Origin of the sequence: Rhodococcus cercidiphylli (genome assembly GCF_033042225.1) — a bacterium.
GTDB lineage: Bacteria > Actinomycetota > Actinomycetes > Mycobacteriales > Mycobacteriaceae > Rhodococcoides.
In genome coordinates this window covers 213975-233442 of sequence record NZ_JAWLKE010000001.1, presented here as the reverse complement: position 1 = coordinate 233442, position 19468 = coordinate 213975, and the positions used below count along the sequence as shown (strand labels likewise).

The 19468-nt window shown below is 66.3% G+C and carries 17 protein-coding genes and 1 pseudogene; 5 read left to right on the top strand and 13 right to left on the bottom strand.

The annotated features are described in order from the left end of the window. Nucleotides 1-34: 34 nt before the first annotated feature. The 4 genes from R3P95_RS01130 to R3P95_RS01115 form a co-directional block, all read right to left on the bottom strand. The gene (locus R3P95_RS01130; protein ID WP_255183285.1) at nucleotides 35-925 is read right to left on the bottom strand and encodes a lysophospholipid acyltransferase family protein; all 891 of its coding nucleotides are present in this window, start codon (nucleotides 923-925) and stop codon (nucleotides 35-37) included. Next, entirely contained in the window at nucleotides 922-1740 is an 819-nt protein-coding gene (locus R3P95_RS01125; RefSeq protein ID WP_149405528.1) for a GNAT family N-acetyltransferase, read from the bottom strand. Before R3P95_RS01125 ends, R3P95_RS01130 begins: the two co-directional genes overlap by 4 nt. Before the next feature lie 146 nt (nucleotides 1741-1886). After that, a complete protein-coding gene (locus tag R3P95_RS01120; RefSeq protein WP_149405527.1) occupies nucleotides 1887-2843 on the bottom strand; it encodes an electron transfer flavoprotein subunit alpha/FixB family protein in 957 nt (318 codons plus the stop codon). 42 nt (nucleotides 2844-2885) lie between these two features. Beyond that, entirely contained in the window at nucleotides 2886-3686 is an 801-nt protein-coding gene (locus tag R3P95_RS01115; protein ID WP_068045787.1) for an electron transfer flavoprotein subunit beta/FixA family protein, read from the bottom strand. 170 nt (nucleotides 3687-3856) lie between these two features. Here R3P95_RS01115 and R3P95_RS01110 point away from each other — a divergent pair, with 170 nt between their 5' ends. From R3P95_RS01110 to R3P95_RS01100, 3 genes are read left to right on the top strand one after another with little or no spacing between them, the layout of a single operon-like run. Further along, the gene (locus tag R3P95_RS01110; RefSeq protein ID WP_094642266.1) at nucleotides 3857-4696 is read left to right on the top strand and encodes a class I SAM-dependent methyltransferase; all 840 of its coding nucleotides are present in this window, start codon (nucleotides 3857-3859) and stop codon (nucleotides 4694-4696) included. Between the two features lie 23 nt (nucleotides 4697-4719). Continuing rightward, nucleotides 4720-6252: a glycoside hydrolase family 57 protein gene (locus tag R3P95_RS01105; protein WP_317547316.1), complete on the top strand. Its 1533-nt coding sequence runs from the start codon at nucleotides 4720-4722 to the stop codon at nucleotides 6250-6252. Further along, the gene (locus R3P95_RS01100; protein WP_317547151.1) at nucleotides 6249-7496 is read left to right on the top strand and encodes a glycosyltransferase family 4 protein; all 1248 of its coding nucleotides are present in this window, start codon (nucleotides 6249-6251) and stop codon (nucleotides 7494-7496) included. The genes R3P95_RS01105 and R3P95_RS01100 overlap by 4 nt, the downstream gene beginning before the upstream one ends. Nucleotides 7497-7507: 11 nt before the next feature. Here R3P95_RS01100 and R3P95_RS01095 read toward each other — a convergent pair whose 3' ends face one another. Continuing rightward, on the bottom strand, nucleotides 7508-8269 hold the full coding sequence (locus R3P95_RS01095; protein WP_068045796.1) for an acyltransferase: 762 nt from the start codon (nucleotides 8267-8269) through the stop codon (nucleotides 7508-7510). A gap of 150 nt (nucleotides 8270-8419) precedes the next feature. Here R3P95_RS01095 and R3P95_RS01090 point away from each other — a divergent pair, with 150 nt between their 5' ends. Beyond that, on the top strand, nucleotides 8420-9742 hold the full coding sequence (locus tag R3P95_RS01090) for an outer membrane protein assembly factor BamB family protein (protein ID WP_317532353.1): 1323 nt from the start codon (nucleotides 8420-8422) through the stop codon (nucleotides 9740-9742). Here R3P95_RS01090 and R3P95_RS01085 read toward each other — a convergent pair. The 5 genes from R3P95_RS01085 to R3P95_RS01065 all read right to left on the bottom strand — a co-directional run bounded on the left by R3P95_RS01085 (nucleotide 9730) and on the right by R3P95_RS01065 (nucleotide 14571). Further along, nucleotides 9730-10902: a THUMP-like domain-containing protein gene (locus R3P95_RS01085; RefSeq protein WP_317547150.1), complete on the bottom strand. Its 1173-nt coding sequence runs from the start codon at nucleotides 10900-10902 to the stop codon at nucleotides 9730-9732. The genes R3P95_RS01090 and R3P95_RS01085 overlap by 13 nt on opposite strands. 40 nt (nucleotides 10903-10942) lie before the next feature. Then, on the bottom strand, nucleotides 10943-11953 hold the full coding sequence (locus R3P95_RS01080; protein WP_188078598.1) for a class I SAM-dependent methyltransferase: 1011 nt from the start codon (nucleotides 11951-11953) through the stop codon (nucleotides 10943-10945). A 105-nt stretch (nucleotides 11954-12058) separates the two neighbouring features. Beyond that, on the bottom strand, nucleotides 12059-12838 hold the full coding sequence (locus tag R3P95_RS01075) for an enoyl-CoA hydratase/isomerase family protein (RefSeq protein WP_317547149.1): 780 nt from the start codon (nucleotides 12836-12838) through the stop codon (nucleotides 12059-12061). Nucleotides 12839-12864: 26 nt separating this feature from the next. Next, nucleotides 12865-13680, bottom strand: coding sequence for an NUDIX hydrolase (locus R3P95_RS01070; RefSeq protein WP_149405520.1), 816 nt, complete (start codon nucleotides 13678-13680; stop codon nucleotides 12865-12867). A gap of 48 nt (nucleotides 13681-13728) precedes the next feature. Further along, nucleotides 13729-14571, bottom strand: coding sequence for an ABC transporter ATP-binding protein (locus R3P95_RS01065; protein WP_068045832.1), 843 nt, complete (start codon nucleotides 14569-14571; stop codon nucleotides 13729-13731). Nucleotides 14572-14602: 31 nt separating this feature from the next. Between R3P95_RS01065 and glgX the strand changes: the two genes are divergently transcribed. Further along, a complete protein-coding gene (glgX, locus tag R3P95_RS01060) occupies nucleotides 14603-16768 on the top strand; it encodes a glycogen debranching protein GlgX (RefSeq protein WP_394855368.1) in 2166 nt (721 codons plus the stop codon). On the opposite strand, the pseudogene yczE reads toward glgX, so the two are convergent. From yczE to serB, 3 genes and pseudogenes are all read right to left on the bottom strand, one after another. Beyond that, nucleotides 16759-17361, bottom strand: a pseudogene (gene yczE, locus R3P95_RS26230) (membrane protein YczE); the annotation flags it as partial. The gene glgX and the pseudogene yczE sit on opposite strands and share 10 nt — an antisense overlap. Before the next feature lie 65 nt (nucleotides 17362-17426). Then, complete coding sequence (locus R3P95_RS01050; protein WP_317547147.1) at nucleotides 17427-18233, bottom strand: peptidyl-tRNA hydrolase; 807 nt, start codon at nucleotides 18231-18233, stop codon at nucleotides 17427-17429. After that, entirely contained in the window at nucleotides 18230-19456 is a 1227-nt protein-coding gene (serB, locus tag R3P95_RS01045; protein WP_068045812.1) for a phosphoserine phosphatase SerB, read from the bottom strand. The genes R3P95_RS01050 and serB overlap by 4 nt, the downstream gene beginning before the upstream one ends. Nucleotides 19457-19468: the final 12 nt, after the last annotated feature.

Below are 19468 nucleotides of genomic sequence, written 5' to 3'. Positions count from 1 at the left end.
AGGTGGGTCCGCGGTCACGGTGATCGATACTCGGTCAGGCCGCCGCGACCTTCGGCGGCACCGGGCTGCGTTCGGCCTCGGCCACGACCTCGTGCACAGCTGGGTCGTAGACGTCGTCCCGGCGAATCGCCACCTCGCACCGCCGGGCGAGGTCGCGTCGATCGCCGCCGGGTGCCTCCGGGGCCGTGAACTCCACCTCGGCGCGCAGTCCTCGCAGTCGGAAGATCCGGCCGATGGAGGCACCGATCGTTTCGTCTCCCACGAAGCACGTGGCGGTGGTCTGCTCGCCGGTCCGGTCGACGTAGCGCAGCCGAATCGGTTGTACCCAGGTCTCCGAATCGATCGCGGCCTGCAGCAGCGCCGGCCGTAGCGAGCCGTAAGCACGACCACACCAGGTGGTGGCCTCGGGGAAGACGACGACCGACCCGCCTGCGCGGACACGATCGGCAACCTGATCGACGACGCCGGGGAGCTGATGCAGTCGAGCTCGATCGATCGGAAGTACCTTCATGGCCCGCGCCAGGCGACCGAGCAGCGGCCAGTCGATCAGGTCGGCACGCGCCACGAAGGTCGACGGCTGTACCGCGGTGAGCACGACGACGTCGGTCCAGGAGATGTGACCGGCGACGTGCAGTGCACCTGCGGCGGTGCGGGAGCGTTCGCGGTCGGAGCGAGCGTCGAGCACGGTCAGATCGATCCCGATGGCGAACAGCAGAGTGCGAGCACCGATCCGCGTCAGCGAGCGGCGAACCCGCGGGAACGGAACCCCGAGGACGACCAACACCGGCAGCAACCCGAAGGCCACCATCGCCAGTGCGATTCGGAGCGCGAGGACGATTCGTCCCACCGTCGGTGGGTTCTTCGGCAGACAACCGTCACTGCACGGCGACGACGGCATCCACGCGTGCACGATCGGTCGTGTCACCGGACACCCGACTCGAACGTCGTTGCTGCCGAACGTAACCGGTCGAGATAGCGAGTGTTGGCCTCGTGCAGCCCGAGCAATGCGACGAAATCGGCGACACCGAATTCCGGATCATGAGCCGGCTCACCGCAGATAGAGGCACCGAGCCGGAGGTAGCCGTTCATCAACGGCGGCATCGACGTTCGCTTCGCGGGTTCGATGTCGATCAGATCCACCCCGTCGACGACGACCGGAGCGTACGGCCGGACCCGACGGTCGGGCGGCGTGGCGTGCTTGTCCAACAGGCGGTCTCGAACACCGCGAACGTTGGCCCCGATCGGATCCCCTGGTGCCGACTGCATGGGCACCGACACGCACCCCATGACCCACTCGTATCCCGTCACATCGAGGTAGTGCAGGATTCCGGCCCACATCAGCCCGAGCACGGACCCGGACCGGTGATCGGGATGAACTGCAGCCCTTCCCATTTCGACGATGTTCATGCCGACTGGATCGAGCGCGGAGATATCGAATTCGGTTGCCGTGTAGTACCCGCCGGCGGACACGGCGGCCTGCGGAGGCAACATGCGGTAGCAGCCGACGAACGTGTCGGTCCACTGGTCACGAACGAGCAGGTGATCACAGAATTCGTCGAACCGATCGGCGTCGAGGCCGTCGGTGTCGGTGGGAATGGAAAACCCCGGCTCGGAAGCGAACACCTCGTAGCGCAGACGCTGCGCGGCGAGTCGGTGCTCCGGGTCGGTGGACAACACCAGCGAATAACGGTCGGTGGCCGGGACGATCGATGCAGTCGAGCTCATGACGGAAGTGGTCATGAGGTGTGTCTAACGAGCGGGGAAGGCCACCGGGCATCGTCGGGGAAACGTGTCGGAAGAGTTTGTGTGAACAAGGTTGCGCTGCCCGAGACGACAGGCCCCCACCGCGCGAGCGGTGGGGGCCTGTCGTCGAACAGCGCTGGAGGCTATCCCTTGTGCTTCTTGACTGCCTCGGTCAGCTGCGGTGCGACGTTGAAGAGGTCACCGACGATGCCGTAGTCGGCGATCTCGAAGATGGGCGCTTCCTCGTCCTTGTTGACCGCGACGATCGTCTTCGAGGTCTGCATGCCTGCACGGTGCTGGATGGCTCCGGAGATACCCAGCGCGACGTACAGCTGCGGGGAAACGGTCTTGCCCGTCTGACCCACCTGGAACTGGCCGGGGTAGTAGCCGGAGTCGACAGCGGCGCGCGAGGCACCGACTGCGGCACCGAGCGAGTCGGCCAGACTCTCGACGACGGAGAACTTGTCGGCGCTGCCGACACCACGTCCACCGGACACGACGACCGATGCCTCGGTGAGCTCCGGACGGTCGCCGCCGACGATCGGGTCACGTGAGGTGACCTTGACGGCCCCTTCTTCCTGCGCGGGAACCTCGACGGTTTCGCGGGTGCCCGCTCCGGCCTTCGGCTCGGCCTCGACTGCACCGGGGCGCAGCGAGATGACCGGAACGTCGCCGTTGGCCTTGGCCTCGACGGTGAACGCGCCACCGAAGATGGAGTAGACGGCACTGCCGTCGCCGTTGATTGCGACGACGTCGTTGTGGTAGCCCGAGCCGAGGCGTGCTGCGAGTCGTCCCGCAACTTCCTTGCCCTCGATCGTGGCAGCGGTGATGATCGCTGCCGGTGAGACCGACTCCGCGAGTGCCGACAGCACGTCGACCTTCGGGGTGACGAGGAATCCGTCGACCGCGTCGGATTCGGCGGCGTAGATCTTCTCGGCACCGGCTTCGGTCAGTGCGTCGGCGACCTTGTCGGTGGTGCCGACCGGGCCGGTGACGACCGCGGACGGCTCACCCAGCGCACGAGCGGCGGTGATCAGCTCGGTGCTGACCTTCTTCAGTGTTCCCTCGACGTGCTCCACGAGCACGAGTACTTCTGCCATGACTTGCTCCTCGTTTGTCTTCGATTGCTCGGTGGGGCGGGATCAGATGATCTTCTGGCCGACGAGGTAGGTGGCGATCTTGTCGCCGCCGTCGCCCTCGTCGGTGAGCCGCTCGCCTGCAGTCTTGGGAGGCTTGGGGGTGGACGACGTGACGGTCGTTCCCGCGTTGTCGACGCCGACGATGCCGTCCTCGACACCGATGTCGGCGAGCGTGATGGTCTGCACCGTCTTCTTCTTCGCGGCCATGATGCCCTTGAAGGACGGGAAGCGCGGTTCGTTGATCTTCTCGGTGACGCTCACGATGGCGGGCAACGCGGCTTCGAGGCCGAAGATGCCCTCGTCGGTCTCCCGCTCGCCGGTGACCTTGCCGTCGGCTACGACGAGCTTGCGCATCTGCGTCAGGGCCGGGATCTGCAGGTATTCGGCGATGATCGCGGGAACGGCACCGGTGCGGCCGTCGGTGGCCTCGTTGCCGGCGATGATGAGATCGGCCGGCTCGTCGTTCTCGAATGCGACGTTGCCGAGCGCTGCGGCCAGCGCGTATCCGGTCTGGATCGCGTCGGAGCCGTGCAGGGTCGGGTCGTTGAGGTGCACTGCGCTGTCTGCACCCATCGACAAGGCCTTGCGAATGGCGTCGGTGGCGCGGTCGGGGCCTGCGGACAGAACCTTCACCTCACCGCCCTGGGCTTCCTTGATGAGCAGTGCTTCTTCGACGGCCCGCTCGTTGATCTCGTCGAGGACGGCGTCGGCAGCCTCGCGATCGAGGGTGTAGTCACCGTCGGTGAGCTTGCGCTCGGACCACGTGTCTGGAACCTGCTTGATCAAAACAACGATGTTCGTCATGGGTCTGCGTCGACCTCCTGGTCATGTTCTGCTGATCGTGAGTGTTCTAACGGTTGGTGCAGTACTGGTTCGTGCAGTTCTACGGTCTGGGACGAGGTTACCTCACCGTAGTTACTCGTGGGTAACTTACCTCCCTGCCTGTCCGACCATACATCTGCACCCCGACTGTTATGGAGACCACGTTGGCTTACCTCCCGCGCGCCTCCACTAACCTTTCGGCGGTGAACGATTCATCGGCTCAGGCACCGGCACCGGAACCACTCCCCCTCACCGGAGAACGCACCGTGCCCGGCATCGCCGAGGAGAACTACTGGTTCCGCCGCCACGAGGTGGTCTACCGCGCACTCGTCGAGCGCTGCCGCGACCGAACGGTGCTCGAAGCAGGATCCGGAGAAGGCTACGGAGCCAACATGATTGCCGATGTCGCTTCGAACGTTCTCGGTCTCGACTACGACGCGTCGGCCGCCGCACACGTGCATGCCCGCTACCCGAGGGTGACCATGCTGCGTGGCAACCTCGACCGCCTTCCGTTGGCCGATTCCTCGATCGACGTCGTCGTCAATTTCCAGGTGATCGAGCACCTCTGGGACCAAGGTGCGTTCCTTGCCGAGGTGCACCGGGTACTCGCGCCCGGGGGCATTCTGTTGATCAGCACACCGAACCGCATCACGTTCTCGCCCGGCCGTGACACCCCGCTCAATCCCTTCCACACCCGCGAACTCGACGCGGCCGAACTCACCGAACTACTCGTGGACGCTCGGCTCGAGGTCGACGAACTCACCGGGGTCAGGCACGGACGCACTCTGGCCGCCCTCGATGCCAAGCACGGCGGTTCGTTCATCGACGCTCAGATCGAACGAGCACTGGCCGGCGAACCCTGGCCTGCCGAACTCACCGAGGACGTCGCGGCTGTCTCGATCGAAGATTTCGACATCACCGCCGACCGCATCGACGACAGCCTCGACCTGGTCGCCGTTGCCCGCAAGAGCTCGAGCACGGTGATCGGGTGACATCCGGTGCCACCGTGCCGGGCATGTTCTCTCTCGTTCTGCACTCCCACCTGCCGTGGTTGGCCAATCACGGCAGGTGGCCGGTAGGCGAGGAGTGGCTGTATCAGTCCTGGGCCGACTGCTACCTGCCACTCACCGCGATGCTCGAGCAACTGGCCGAGGACGGTCACACCGACGTGCTGTCGCTGGGGATCACCCCTGTTCTGGCCGCTCAACTCGACGATCCACACTGCCTGTCCGGAATGCACCACTGGCTCGGGAACTGGCAGCTCAGGGCCCACGAGGCGACAGATCGCGACCTGTCCGTTCGTGAGCACCGAGGTTCTGCCGCCGCGCTCGATCGATTCGAGGCCCGGTGGCGTCACGGCGGTTCGGCGGTACTCCGGCCGCTGGTCGACAACGGAACCGTCGAACTGCTGGGTGGGCCGCTGGCGCATCCGTTCCAGCCGCTGCTCGATCCGCGGCTTCGGCAGTTCTCACTGAGCGAAGGCCTGCTCGACGCCCGCTGCCGGTGGGGCACCACGCCCCGAGGCATCTGGGCACCCGAATGCGGATTCACCCCCGGCATGGAAACCGAATACGCCGCCGCCGGGGTCTCGCACTTCATGGTCGACGGGCCCGCGATGCGTGGAGACACCTCCCTCGGCAGGCCGGTCTGGGACTCCGACGTCGTCGCGTTCGGACGCGACCTGCCGGTCAGCTACCGCGTCTGGTCACCGAAGTCCGGCTATCCCGGCCACGGTTCCTATCGAGATTTCCACACCTACGATCACGCGACCGGTCTCAAACCGGCCCGGGTCACCGGCCGCTCGGTCGCGTCGAACGACAAGGCTCCCTACGATCCCGCGCGGGCGGCGGCGACGGTGGATCGTCACGTGGCCGACTTCGTCGATGTGGTTCGTCGGCGCCTGATCTCGGAGTCCGAGCGGATCGGTCGCGACGCCCTCGTCGTCGCGGCATTCGACACCGAGCTGTTCGGGCACTGGTGGCACGAGGGTCCGCAGTGGCTCGGCAAGCTGATGCGCGCGCTTCCCGCGGCAGGCATCACCGTCGGCACGCTCGGCGACGCCCGCGAGCAGGGATACGTCGGAGCGCCACTGGAACTGCAGGATTCGTCGTGGGGATCGGGCAAGGACTGGCGGGTGTGGGCGGGCGACGACGTCGCGGACCTGGTCGCGCTCAATGCCGAGGTCTCTCGGACCGCTCTCGATGCCGTCGATACCGCCCGAGCTGCACAGCGTCGCGCCGGTGGACCCGAACTCCGCAATCGCGTCAACGATCAGATACTGCGTGAGACACTGATGGCCGTGGCCAGCGACTGGGCATTCATGGTCAGCAAGGACTCCGCCGCAGGCTACGCGCGGGAACGGGCACACGTTCACGCACATGCGTTGCGCGAGATCGCGGCCGCGGCCGCAGGTGGGTCACCTGTCCGAGCGAACGAATTGGCTCGGCAGTGGAACCGCGCGGACGGGCTGTTTCCTGCGCTGGACGCACGCCGACTGCCCGGTGCACACGTCGGCGACGAGCGAGAAGATGCAGGGGGGCGTCGATGAAGATTCTGATGGTGTCGTGGGAGTACCCACCCGTGGTGGTGGGCGGCCTCGGTCGGCACGTTCATCACCTGGCAACCGAACTGGTCCGGTGCGGCCACGAGGTCGTGGTGCTGTCGCGTCGACCCACCGGAACCGACGCCGCCACCCACCCGACGTCTCACCACATCGAGGACGGGGTGCTCGTCGTCGCCGTAGCCGAGGACCCGGCTCACTTCGTCTTCGGGGAGGACATGCTCGCATGGACCCTTGCGATGGGGCACGCGATGGTGCGTGCCGGCGTCGCGCTGGGAAAGCCGGGTCTGGGCGACGGCTGGCAACCCGACGTCGTGCATGCGCACGACTGGCTCGTCGCGCACCCGTCGATCGCACTCGCGGAGTTCTACGACGTACCGCTCGTCTCGACCATCCACGCCACCGAGGCCGGCCGCCACAGCGGCTGGATCTCCGGCCCCGTCAACCGTCAGGTGCACTCCGTCGAGTGGTGGCTCGCCAACGATTCCGATGCAGTGATCACCTGTTCGGGGTCGATGAAGGACGAGGTCACCACCCTGTTCGGAGTATCCGAGTCGGCGGTGACGGTGATTCGCAACGGAATCGACCGATCCACCTGGCACTTTCGTCGACGAGAGCCCCGATCGGAGCCGGCCAAACTGCTCTACGTCGGCCGACTCGAGTACGAGAAGGGCATCCAGGATGCCATCGCCGCCCTGCCCCGCATCCGACGAAGCCACCCGGGCACCACCCTGCACATCGCCGGCGAAGGAACACAGTTCGCCTGGTTGGCAGGGCTGACACGCACCCACCGGGTTGCCCGCGCAGTGTCTTTTCTGGGCAATCTCGACCACACAGAATTGCTCGGCTGGCTGCACGGAGCCGACGCCATCGTCCTACCCAGTCGATACGAACCGTTCGGCATCATCGCGCTGGAGGCTGCGGCTGCGGGCACCCCACTGGTCGCGTCCACCGCAGGCGGTCTGGGTGAAGCCATCGTCGACGGCGTGACCGGCCTGTCCTTCGAGCCCGGCGACGTCGGTGGGCTCGCTGCAGCCGTGCGGCGCGTTCTCGACAACACGGACGCCGCGCAGGAACGAGCCGTGGCCGCCCGCGACAGGCTCACCGTGGATTTCGACTGGAAACACGTCGCCGAGTCGACGGCCCAGGTCTACCTGGAAGCCAAACGCAAGGTTCGGCATCCGCTGGCCCGCCCGCACATCGCCGAGCGCGCGATCCCCGGCCGTACCTGAGCACACCGGGGTCAGATCTCTCGCGCCGCCTCGGCCTGTCCGAGCGCCTTCTTGCGGGCGATATCCTCCAGCGCAGCAATGTATTTCGCGCGGTCGGCGGCACCGGCTTCCCACGCGTCCTTGCGATTGCGGACGACCTTGGCCGGGGCCCCGACCGCGATGCTGTAATCCGGGATCTCACCCTTGACGACGGCGTGGGCTCCGAGCACGCAGCCCCGCCCGATCCTGGTCTCGCGCAGGATCGTCACCTTGGCGGCGATCCACGTGTCCGGCCCGATCCGCACCGGGCCCTTGACGATTCCCTGATCCTTGATGGGCATGTTCACATCGTCCATCCGATGATCGAAATCGCAGATGTAGCACCAGTCGGCCACCAGCGTCGATGCGCCGATCTCGATGTCGAGGTAGGTGTTGACGACGTTGTCCTTACCGAACACCACCTTGTCGCCGATCCGCAGCGAGCCCTCGTGGCAGCGAATGGCATTACCGTCGCCGATGTGGACCCAGCGCCCGATCTCGAGACGAGAGAGTTCGGGGGTCGAATGTATCTCCACGTTCTTGCCGAGAAACACCATGCCCCTCAGGATCACGTGCGGATTGGCGAGCTTGAACTTCGCGAGGCGGTAGTACCGCACGAGGTACCACGGCGTGTACGCCTTGTTCGCGAGCACCCAGTCGAGGGACGCACGCGTGAGGAACCGCGCCTGCTCGGTGTCGCGTCGTCTCGACCCGCGCCAGCGTGTCCGCAGCGGCGCGTTCCACATACTCGTCATGGACGTTCACCCTAGTTTCTCGTTCGCCCGCTCTCTGCCGGCACCCTTGCGCGGGCTAGGGTTGCCTGTCGACTGTTGCTCGTCGACGAGACGAACACAGACGCCCCGGCACCATGTCGGGCACGGAAATCAAGACACGGGGAGCGATCGATGCGCGGCGTCACGGCCAAGGGCAGGACCGGCAGAAAGGTCACTGCGGTCGCTGCGGCGATAGTCGTGGTGACCGTGAGCGGTTGCAGCGCCGACACCTCGGCCATCGAACCGCTCTCCCCCGATTCGTGGCCCGCAGCGCATGCGAACTCGCACAACAGCGGTTCGACGGCCGTGTCGGTGTCGACACCTCTGTCCCTGGACTGGACGCGCCCCACGGGCGGCACGGTGACCTCTCCGGTGTCCATCGGATCGACGGGCCAGATGTTCGTCACTGCCGCCACCGAATCCGGCTGCAACCTCTTCTCGTTCGAGATCGACTCCGCCCGCAAGCGCTGGTGCAATCGAGTCGGGCCGTCCGTCGTCACTGCCACGCCGACCGTCGATTCGGCCATCAACGTCTACATCGGCGACGACGGCGGCATGAACTCGTACAACGACCACGGACAACTGCGTTGGCGCACACCGGTGTACGGAGTGCCCAAGTCCGCCCAGTTCCTCGGGGACGGCAGCCTGCTCTCGATCACCCAGATGGGCCAGGTCAGCGTTCTCGATTCGCAGAACGGGCAACTCCGAGTGCCCATTCTGGATCTGGTTCCGACGCCGGATTTCCTGACCGAGCCGAACTCCGATTTTCAGCCGATGGACACCGGACTCGCCCAGTGCAGCTCGGGTGGATCCGAATGCCCCGTACCCGCAGCACCCGCGGTGGACAGTGCGACCGGAACGATGTACCTGACACTGTGGCGTCCGGGTTCGATTGCACCACAACTCGTTTCGGTGCAGTACGACCGGGACGGCTCTCCCGGACTCGTCGAACGCTGGTCCTCGGACCTGCTGCCCGCCGGAGTCGCGTCGAGTCCGGTGCTGTCCGAGGACGGGTCGACGGTCTACCTGGCCGACGTCGACGGCAGGTTGACCGCGTTCGACACCGCCGACGGGCGACAGAAGTGGACCGAGGGCACCGGGCTCGGCATCGGTGCCAGTCCCTCGATCGCTTCCGACGGCACGATCGTGCCGTCGGGCGGAGACGGCACCCTCATGGGCGTGCGCGACAACGGAGATTCGGCCGAGCGGGTGTGGGTCCGCGACGACATCGAACAGGCAGGCAGCGCAGCCCAATCCGCAGACGGACGCGGCCATACCGTCGTACGCGAGGACGACGGGCTGGCCCTGCTCACGTTCGATGCGGCCACCGGAGAGACGGTGGACGTGCAACCGGTTCCCGACGTCGTCGGCACCACCGTCGGCACGTCCATCGGCCCGGACGGCCAGGTCGTCACCGCGAGCTACCTCGGCGAGATCTTCACCTACACGGGCTGAGCGACAGCGCCCGGAGCGCAGACGAACGCCACCGCGGACCGTTCGACTCGGGCGATCACCACCGACAACGCCACGGAGCCGCGCAGTTTGAGCCTGGGCCGCAGTATCGCCGGATCCACGTCGACCCCGCGGACGAGAATCTCCACCGAGCCGCAATCCATCCGATTCAGTTGTTGCCGAAGCACTTTCTCCGAGAACTTGGACTGCTTGAGAATTCGAAAGCCGCGAACCCCGGCCGGGACGGTGTCGCCGGTCAGATACGCGATTCGCGGATCGAGTTGCCACAGACCGAATCTGGCTCCGTAGTGCCGAACCAAGCCGGCTCTGACCACCGCCCCGTCGGGATCGACCAGATAGCGGCCGGGGGGCCGAACCGGAATCTCGTCCGACTCGGCATCGGTGAATTCCAGAACACTGCCGTCGGATCGAAGAACCGCTGCCCGACGCCGAACACCGCGCTCGCTCAACCCCTCCGACCACAGGCACGCTTCTCGTACTCCCCCGTCGAGCGAGACCACCTCGATCTCGCCGGCCCAGTCGAGCGCATCGAAATCCAGGCCGGGCGCACACTTGACGACCAGGTCTCGGCCTCGATAGGCGTCGAACAGATCCGGGAGCGGCGGCTGCAGAGCCGCCGGGTCATGGCGTCGCCGACCACCTGCTCGGCGGCCGGGATCGGCAACGACGACGGTCTCACGCGTCGTCGGGGTCAGTGCGTCGGCGCGCAGCAGAGTGGCCTCAGGAACGTTGTGTGCGGCCATCCGAAGCCGAATCGGGTCGAGATCGCTGCCCACCGCCAACTCCGCCGTAGCGACGAGGACGGACAGTTCACTGCCGATCGAACACGTGACATCGTGCACCCGACGCCCCGCGAGTCGAGCGGCCCGCCTCCGCGCGACGAGCGTCGGCGTGGCCTGCTGGACCGCCTCGTCGGTCACCAGCCACCGATCGGAGTCGACCAACTTCACTCGGGCCTTGCGGCGGACCGTGACCGTTTCGATCAGTGCACTCGCGTGGTCCGGGAAGCGAGTGCGCACCGAGGCCGTGTCGCGCACCGACGTTCGAGCGCTGAGCTCGAGATCGTCGACCGCAGCAAGAGCTCCGGCACCGGCCTCGCTTGAAAGGAAGTCGAGGTCGGTGCCGGTGAATTCGTAGCCCACTAGCGGACTCGAGCGCAGAGCCTGCGGCGGTCCGAGCCGATCAAGCGCGAGGGGCGGGCTTGATGCCGGTGATCATCACGTTGTAGAACAGTCCGCGCGGAACCACGTGCTGCAGCACGTTCTCGTCCACCCAGCTCAGTGTCTTCCAACCGCCGAAGGCGAATTTCGCCCAATTCCATCCCAACTTGCCCTCGGGTACTGCGGCCTCGAAGGTCCGAACCGGCCAACCGAGCAGAGCGGCGGCGAACTCCTCGGTGTTCGCCTGCACGGACTCGGCACCGGCCGAGAGCGCGATGTGCTCGAGATCGGTGGGATCGAACGTGTGCAGGTCGACGACGGCCTCCAGTGCCGCCGCTCGCGAGGATTCGTCGAGCTCTTCCTGCGGCTTGCGCCAGCTCGCCAGGAACGGAAGTTTGGTCGCGCGGGTGGTCGCCTCCCACGTGATGCGTCCGAGCCACCGTGCGTAGAAGTTGCCGACCGTGGTGGGTTCGCCCGCGAAAACGAAGCGGCCGCCCGGCTTGAGTACCCGCAGCACCTCTCGCAGGGACTGTTCGACGTCCGGGATGTGATGGAGGACGGCGTGCCCGACGACGAGATCGAACGTGTTGTCGTCGTACGGAATCGTCTCCGCATCGGCGACCCGGCCGTCGACGTCCAGGCCGAGGTGCTCGGCGTTGCGAAGAGCAACCTTGACCATGCCGGGCGACAGGTCGGTGACCGAGCCCTTGTCTGCGATGCCGGCCTGCATCAGGTTGAGCAGGAAGAACCCGGTACCGCAGCCCAGCTCGAGGGCGCGGCCGTACGGAAGTGCGGATTGCGCCGACGCGTCACCGGAGACCGCCTGATCGAATCTGCCGCGCGCGTAGTCGATGCATCGCTCGTCGTAGGAGATCGACCACTTGTCGTCGTAGGTTTCGGCTTCCCAGTCGTGATAGAGCACCTGAGCCAGTTTGGTGTCCGACCGTGCGGCCTCGACCTGCTCGGCAGTGGCGTGCGGGTTCGGGGCTGGATCGACCTGGCGGTCATCGGTCTCGGACGAGGTCGAAGGCATCGCGTTCGAGATCGATCGATTGACACCGTCGTGGGGGCTTGCAGTCATCAGGCGAGCCTACTATCCGGTAGCTGTGGAACAACTCTGCTCTGCGGGACCGTTGCTTCACCGTCCGGTGAAGGTCGCTTTACCAGGGCCGTCGGCCACGAACGACGTCATGCCGATCGTGCGATCCTCGGTGGCGAACAGCGCCGCGAACTGCTGAGCCTCGATCCGAAGACCGGTGGTGAGATCGACGTCGAGCCCCTGATCGATCGACGCCTTCGCCGCTGCGAGCGCTCGCGATGCACCCGTGGTGAACTGCATGGCCCAGGCGCGCGCTGCGTTGTACACCTCGTCCGGTGCCACCACCTCGTCCACCAATCCGATGCGCAACGCTTCCTCGGCACCGACGAAGCGGCCGGTGAAGACCATGTCCTTCGCACGGCTCGGGCCGATCAACCGAGCCAGCCGCTGCGTTCCGCCGCCGCCGGGGATGACACCGAGCAGCACCTCGGGGACACCGAACTTGGCGTTGTCGCCGGCGATCCGACGGTCCGCACCCAGTGCAACCTCCAGCCCACCACCGAGTGCGTACCCGGTCACGGCCGCGACCACGGGCTTGGGAATGGTACTGAGCGAGCCGAGGGCCGACTGCAGATCTCCGGCGATCGCGGCCATCTCCGACGCGGACAGCGCCACCATCTCCTTGATGTCGGCACCGGCGGCGAAGACCTTCTCACCGCCGTAGACGACGACGGCCTTGACGTCGGCATTCACCGTGGCCTCGCGAGCCGCCGCTCGGATCTCGTCCTGCATCTGCCGATCGAGCGCATTCATCGGCGGACGGTCGAGGCGGATGGTGCCGATGCCGTCGGAAACTTCGAAATTCACGAACTCAGCCATGGGCCGAAAGGCTACCGGGCCGAGGCCTAGCGATCCGACCAGGGATGGCGCGTTCCGGCGTAGTACGCGTCGTCGCCGTCGAAGAGCACCCGGACCGTCCCCTCGTCGCGGGTGAGGATCGGCAGAACCGGGGCGATCTCGCGGTCGTGATCGACGACCTGTGCGACGGTGTCGAACCGAGACAGTGCGTCGAGTTGGCTCCAGGTGGGCGGAAGGAGGATGGTGTTCCCCGACCGCCAGTCCGCCAGTGCGTCACCGGTGGACCGCCAGCTCACCGACGCCGCCTCGCTGGTCTCGCCGTCCGCATTCTGTCCTTCGGGAAGCACTGCGACGAAAAACCGGGTGTCGTACCGTCGAGCTTCGCCCACCGGGGTGATCCAGTGCGACCACGGCCGGAGCAGATCCGATCGCAGAACGAGGTCGTGGGCGGTGAGGAATTCGGCGAACGACACCTCACGGCGCTCGAGCCGACCCCGCTCTGCCGCGAACGGAGCCGTATCGGCAACGATCGAATCCGGTGTCGAGCCGGCCAGCAGTACACCGCACTCCTCGAACGTCTCGCGCGCCGCGGCACACACCAAGGCCTGTGCCTTGCCCTCGTCGGTTCCGAAGCGCTCGGCCCACCACGACGGCGGCGGTCCTGCCCAGCGGACGTCAGCTGCCGCGTCTGAGGGGTCGACGCCGCCACCGGGAAACACCGTCATGCCACCCGCGAAGGCCATGCCACCGACACGTTCGAGCAGGAACACCTCGATGTCGGGTCGTGACAGGCCGTCACGAATCAAGATGACCGTCGAGGCGTCCCGGGCCTGTACGTGATCGGCAGCACTGTTCGAGCTCATGAAAGGGAACGTACCGCTGCATTGCGCAGCGGAGTCGATCGGTCCGCTCTATCGGCGGTGCGCCCCGGCAGCGCGGGTCCGCCGCGCGAAGAAGCGACCGTCGACGCGATCGAGTGCGATCGACTGACTGAACGCCTCGGTCAGATTCTCTGCGGTGATGACGTCGTCGACCAGTCCCTGCGCCACCACCCCGCCTTCCTTGAGCAGCAACGCGTGACTGAATCCCGGCGGAATCTCTTCCACGTGATGGGTGATCAGCACGGTCGCGGGGGCGTCGGGATCGGCAGCGAGGTCGGTCAGCCGCGCCACCAGTTCCTCGCGTCCACCGAGGTCGAGACCTGCCGCAGGCTCGTCCAGCAACAGCAGTTCGGGATCGGTCATCAGAGCGCGGGCGATGAGAACGCGCTTTCGTTCGCCTTCCGACAGCGTGCCGTAGGTGCGGGTGGCGAGATGCTCGGCACCGAGGCTCTCGAGCATTTCGACTGCGCGCTCGGTGTCGACCGCGTCGTATTTCTCACGCCAGCGCCCCAACACCGAGTAGCCGGCGGACACCACCAGATCGGATACGAGTTCGTCGGCCGGAATGCGCTGCGCCAGCGAGGAGGACGACAGACCGATCCGCGGTCGGAGTTCGGAGACGTCGGCCTTGCCCATGACCTCGCCGAGAACGTGGGCGACACCGGACGTGGGATGGATTTCGGCCGCAGCGATGCGCAGCAGAGACGTCTTTCCGGCACCGTTCGGGCCGAGGACGACCCACCGTTCGTCCAGTTCCACCTTCCAGGTGACGGGTCCCACCAGGGTCGCACCGCCGCGGCGGACGACTACGTCGGTGAAATCTACGAGCAGGTCGGGATCCGGTTCAGACACGACGCCTATCTTCCCGCACATCGACCGCGCATTCACGGCAGGATGTGCACGCGTGTCGCCCAATGACGATCTGCCTCGTAGCTCCCACCGGACCACCGGCGGCGAGTCCGTCTCGAACCCGCCCGGATCACCGTTCCCACTGGGTGCCACCGCGATGCCGACTGGCACTCAATTTGCAGTCCACGCACCCGAGGCCGACGGAGTCGAGGTGTGCCTGATCGATCCGGACGGCGGCGAGCGACGGGTGGAACTGACCACCCGGACATTCGGAGTTCGACACGCCTTCGTCCCGGGAGTGCGGCCAGGTGATCGATACGGCTTCCGCGCCCACGGGAGATGGGATCCGCACTCCGGCCGCCGGTTCAACGGTGCCAAGATTCTGCTCGATCCCGCGGCACGCCAGGTGATCGGAGCATTCGGAGACCCGTCGGCGTTGCTCGCCTACGAGGACGACCCGTTCGGTGCGCCCAGTTCTCGAGACTCGCTCGGGCACCTCCCGCTCGGCGTCGTCCGCGCAGCCCCCGATCGCGTCGGCCGTCCCGCTCGCCCCGAGGTGCCGTGGGACCGAACCGTCCTGTACGAGCTGCACGTGGGATCGTTCACGGCCCGCAATCCTGCTGTCCCCCAGCATCTTCGCGGTACGTATCTCGGCCTGGCCGAGCCGGCCGTCCTCGAGCATCTCGCTCGCATCGGCATCACGTCGGTCGAATTGCTGCCCGTACACACCACATTCACCGAACCCGGCGTCCGTGCCAGGGGGATGCGAAACCACTGGGGATACTCGACGGGTGCGTACTTCGCACCGGATCCGCGCTTCGCCGCCGTTCCCGGTGACGAGGTGGACGAATTTCGCACCATGGTCGACGCATTGCACGCTGCCGGAATCGAGGTGATCCTCGACGTCGTCTACAACCACACGTGCGAATCCGCGATCGACGGCCCCTCCATCAGCTGGCGTGGGCTCGATGCGCCCGGCTACTACCTGCTGGACGGACGCGGATCGGACGTCGATCTGACCGGCTGTGGCAACACTCTCGATTCCGCGTCGCCCGCGGTCGTGCGGATGGTGTGCGACAGCCTTCGGTACTGGGTCGAGGACATGGGCGTGGACGGGTTCCGATTCGACCTCGCCAGCACTCTCGGCCGACCCGGCGGTTGGCGATTCGATTCTCGCGCACCGTTGTTGACCGCCATCACCACCGATCCCGTACTGGCTCGGGTCAAATTGATCGCCGAGCCGTGGGATGCCACCGGTGCCGGCTATCAGGTCGGCAACTTCGGAGTGGCCTGGTCGGAATGGAACGATCGCTACCGTGACACGGTCCGACGCTTCTGGGCGGGCCAACACGGCGTCCGCGAGTTGGCCTCGCGCCTGGCCGGTTCGGAGGACCTCTTCGCGAGCGGTGGACGCTTGCCATGGGCGTCGATCAACTTCGTCACCGCGCACGACGGGTTCACCGCCCGAGATCTGGTGTCGTACGACCGAAAGCACAACGAGGCCAACGGCGAAGAGAACAGGGACGGTACCGACAACAACTCGTCGGTCAACCACGGAGTCGAGGGTCCGAGCGAGGATCCATCCGTCGCCGAGGCGAGGGGACGCCATGTCCGGGCACTACTGGCAACCCTGACGCTCTCCACCGGAACACCGATGCTTCTTGCCGGCGACGAACTGGGACACAGTCAGGGAGGCAACAACAACGCTTATTGCATCGCCGAGGATGCACCGGCGGCCGACGCCTGGGCGATCGACTGGGACAGTGCCGATCAGAACATGATTCGCTTCGTGGGTCGACTCCTTCGTGTCCGAGCGAGCGCTCCGACACTGCGTCAGCAGGAGTTCTTCACCGGCCGCGCGACACCGACCGGCCGACCCGATCTGGTGTGGTTCGATTCCGCCGGAATCGAATTCGACACGGACCGATGGAACGACGACTCGGTGCGCACCATTCAGGCCTGGGTGGACGGTTCCGACGTCCGCTCCTTCGCCTCCGACGGCGGGCAGGTCGACGATGCCAGCTCGCTCCTCGTTCTCCATTCCGGAGGCCCAGCCGATATCGTTCTGGCGTGCCCGAGTTGGTCGTCGTCTCGGTTCGTTCCGGTTCTCGATTCCTCGAGTGTGGACGGTGTGCCCTCCGATACCACTGCGCTGGAACCGGGTTCGACGATATCGGTGACCGGATCGACGGTCCTGGTGCTGCGCAGCGCAGGCAGGTGAGTCATGAACAGTTGCACGAGCGGACCGACTCCGAGCGCATAGAGAACCGTCCCGACGCCGAGCGTCCCGCCGAGCAACCAACCGGTGAGCACCACCGTGCACTCGATTCCGGTGCGGGTGAGGCGAATCGACCATCCGGTCCTGGCCACCAGACCGGTCATCAGTCCGTCTCGCGGCCCCGGACCCATCCCGGCACCGATGTACAGCGCGGTTGCGAACGCGTTGACCACGATGCCCGACACCATGGCCAGGGTCCTCATCGGCAGCCCGTCCAGGTCCGGCAACATCGCCGACGTCGTGTCCACCGCAACGGCGATCACCACCACGTTGCTCACGGTGCCCAGGCCAGGACGTTGCCGTAGCGGGATCCACATCAGCAGTACGGCCGCGCCGGTGATCGCGGTGATGGTTCCGAAGCTGAGCGACAGGTGGCTTTCGAGCCCCTGATGAAAGACGTCCCACGGGTTGACGCCCAGTCCACCGGCGATCATGAACGACATCGACGCCCCGTACAGCCACAGCCCCACGTAGAGGGCAGCCAACCGAGCAGGGAGTCGGCGACCGGCGAGTAGACGACGTGGTGAGGTGAACATGCTTCCAGTCTCGGGGCTACTGGATATGTTCGGCATAGCCACTTGTGCGACAGTGGACCCCAGAGCTACGGAACGGCGATCACGGTCGTCGAACCGGGTGCCACTTCGGTGAAGCCTGCATCCCGTACCGCGACGGCGCGACCGGCGCGAACCTCGCCCAGTGCACGCGTCCACTGTTCCGGGTTCGCGGATCGGACCGAACATTCGAAGCCCGACGCAGCCCATTCGCGGCATTGCGCTGTGCTCATCGCACCCGCCAGCAGCATGGACGCGTGCCCCACCTGAGCGGCTGCCTTGCCCACCGTCATCGACAGTGAGGCGTCGACCCACAGCACCGGGCCGGCCGAGACCGAAGGCTCGTCGTCGGCCGACACATCGGTTCCACCGATCTGCAGCCGCTTGATCCGAGGATCCAGATCTCCGACCCGACCGGGCACGAACGCACGTGCCGACGCTCCCCCGACGTCGACCGTGACACCCGGAACGTCCTGCGCCGCACGCCACTGCGCACCGCGTGCACGTCGGGCAACCTTCCGGATGCGTGCCGACGTCCACTCGGTGAAGGCCTCGTTCCACGACGCGTCCACGCCCACTCGTGGGTCCAGGCACAACGCAACGGTTGCTCGTGCAGCCGCCTCGAGCAACTCGCTGCGCAGGGGCGGATCGATCTTGGGGATGTGCAGCACCAACGGCATCGCCAGAACCTGTGACGGATCTGCCGGGTCTTCCGCTCCGCCGTACCCACGAGCGAGCTCGGCGTGGCGCGAGACGAACGTGTTCTCCGGTGAGAATACCTCGACTGCAGTCTCGGCCACCACGTCATCCGGTGCGTCGCAGGGCGTGGGATCGCCGGTCACGGGATCGCCGGTCATGGGATCGGGACGCGGCGGACTCCCCCGTCCACTGCGTCCGCGGCTTCGATCTCGTTGCGGGTGACGCCGAGGATGAACAGGACCGCGTCGAGGTACGGATGGGAGATAGCGGTGTCGGCGATCTCTCGCAACGCAGGCTTGGCGTTGAAGGCAACCCCGAGGCCTGCTGCGGTGAGCATGTCGATGTCGTTCGCTCCGTCGCCCACGGCGACGGTCTGCTCCATCGGCACTCCCGACTGCGCCGCGAATTCACGCAGTGCGGTCGCTTTCGCAGCACGATCGACCACTTCTCCGATGACCCGTCCGGTGAGCTTGCCGTCGACGATCTCGAGAGTGTTCGCCTTGACGTAGTCGAGTTCGAGTTCGTGAGCGAGGCCCTCGATGACCTGTCGGAATCCCCCGGACACGACGCCGCACGCGAAGCCGAGACGCCGGAGGGTGCGGATGGTGGTTCTGGCCCCCGCGGTCAGTTCCAGGCTTTCGCCCACTTCGTCGATGACGGATTCGTCGAGTCCCGCCAACACGGCGACCCGCTGTTCGAGCGACTCCGCGAAGTCGATCTCACCGCGCATGGCAGCTTCGGTGACCGCACGTACCTCGTCCTCGCGTCCGGCGCGGGCAGCCAACATTTCGATGACCTCACCCTGGACGAGCGTGGAGTCGACGTCGAACACGATCAGTCGCTTGGATCGCCGTGCGATTCCGCCGCGCTGCACGGCGATGTCGACGCCGATTCCGGCTGCGATGGCCGCGAGCCCCGTGCGCAACTGCAGGTCGGCATCCGGCGACGTGTCGGTCGCGGTCACCTGCAGTTCGAGGCCGGTGACGGGATAGTCGGCAATTCCGCGTATGGAATCGATGTTCGCGCCCTGGCGTGCGAGTTCACGGGAGATGGTGCTGAAAGCGCGCGCTGTCACGGGTCGTCCCAGCACGACGACGACGTGGGTGGCCAAGCTCTGACCACCGCCCCGCGCGGTGTCGATCTCGACATCGACGTGAACGCCGACCGTCGCCATCGCATCCTCGAGCTCCTCCTGCAGTGCCTCGGGATCGCGCGGGCAGGACAGGAGGACGCCCAGTGTCAATCTGCCGCGGATGACCACCTGCTCGACGTCGAGCAGACTGACGTTGTGCCGTGACAGTGCTGCGAACAGCACCGATGTGACGCCCGGCTTGTCGGGTCCCGTCACCGTCACCAGCACTGCGGTGTCGCTCGAAGTCACCGAATCTCCCTT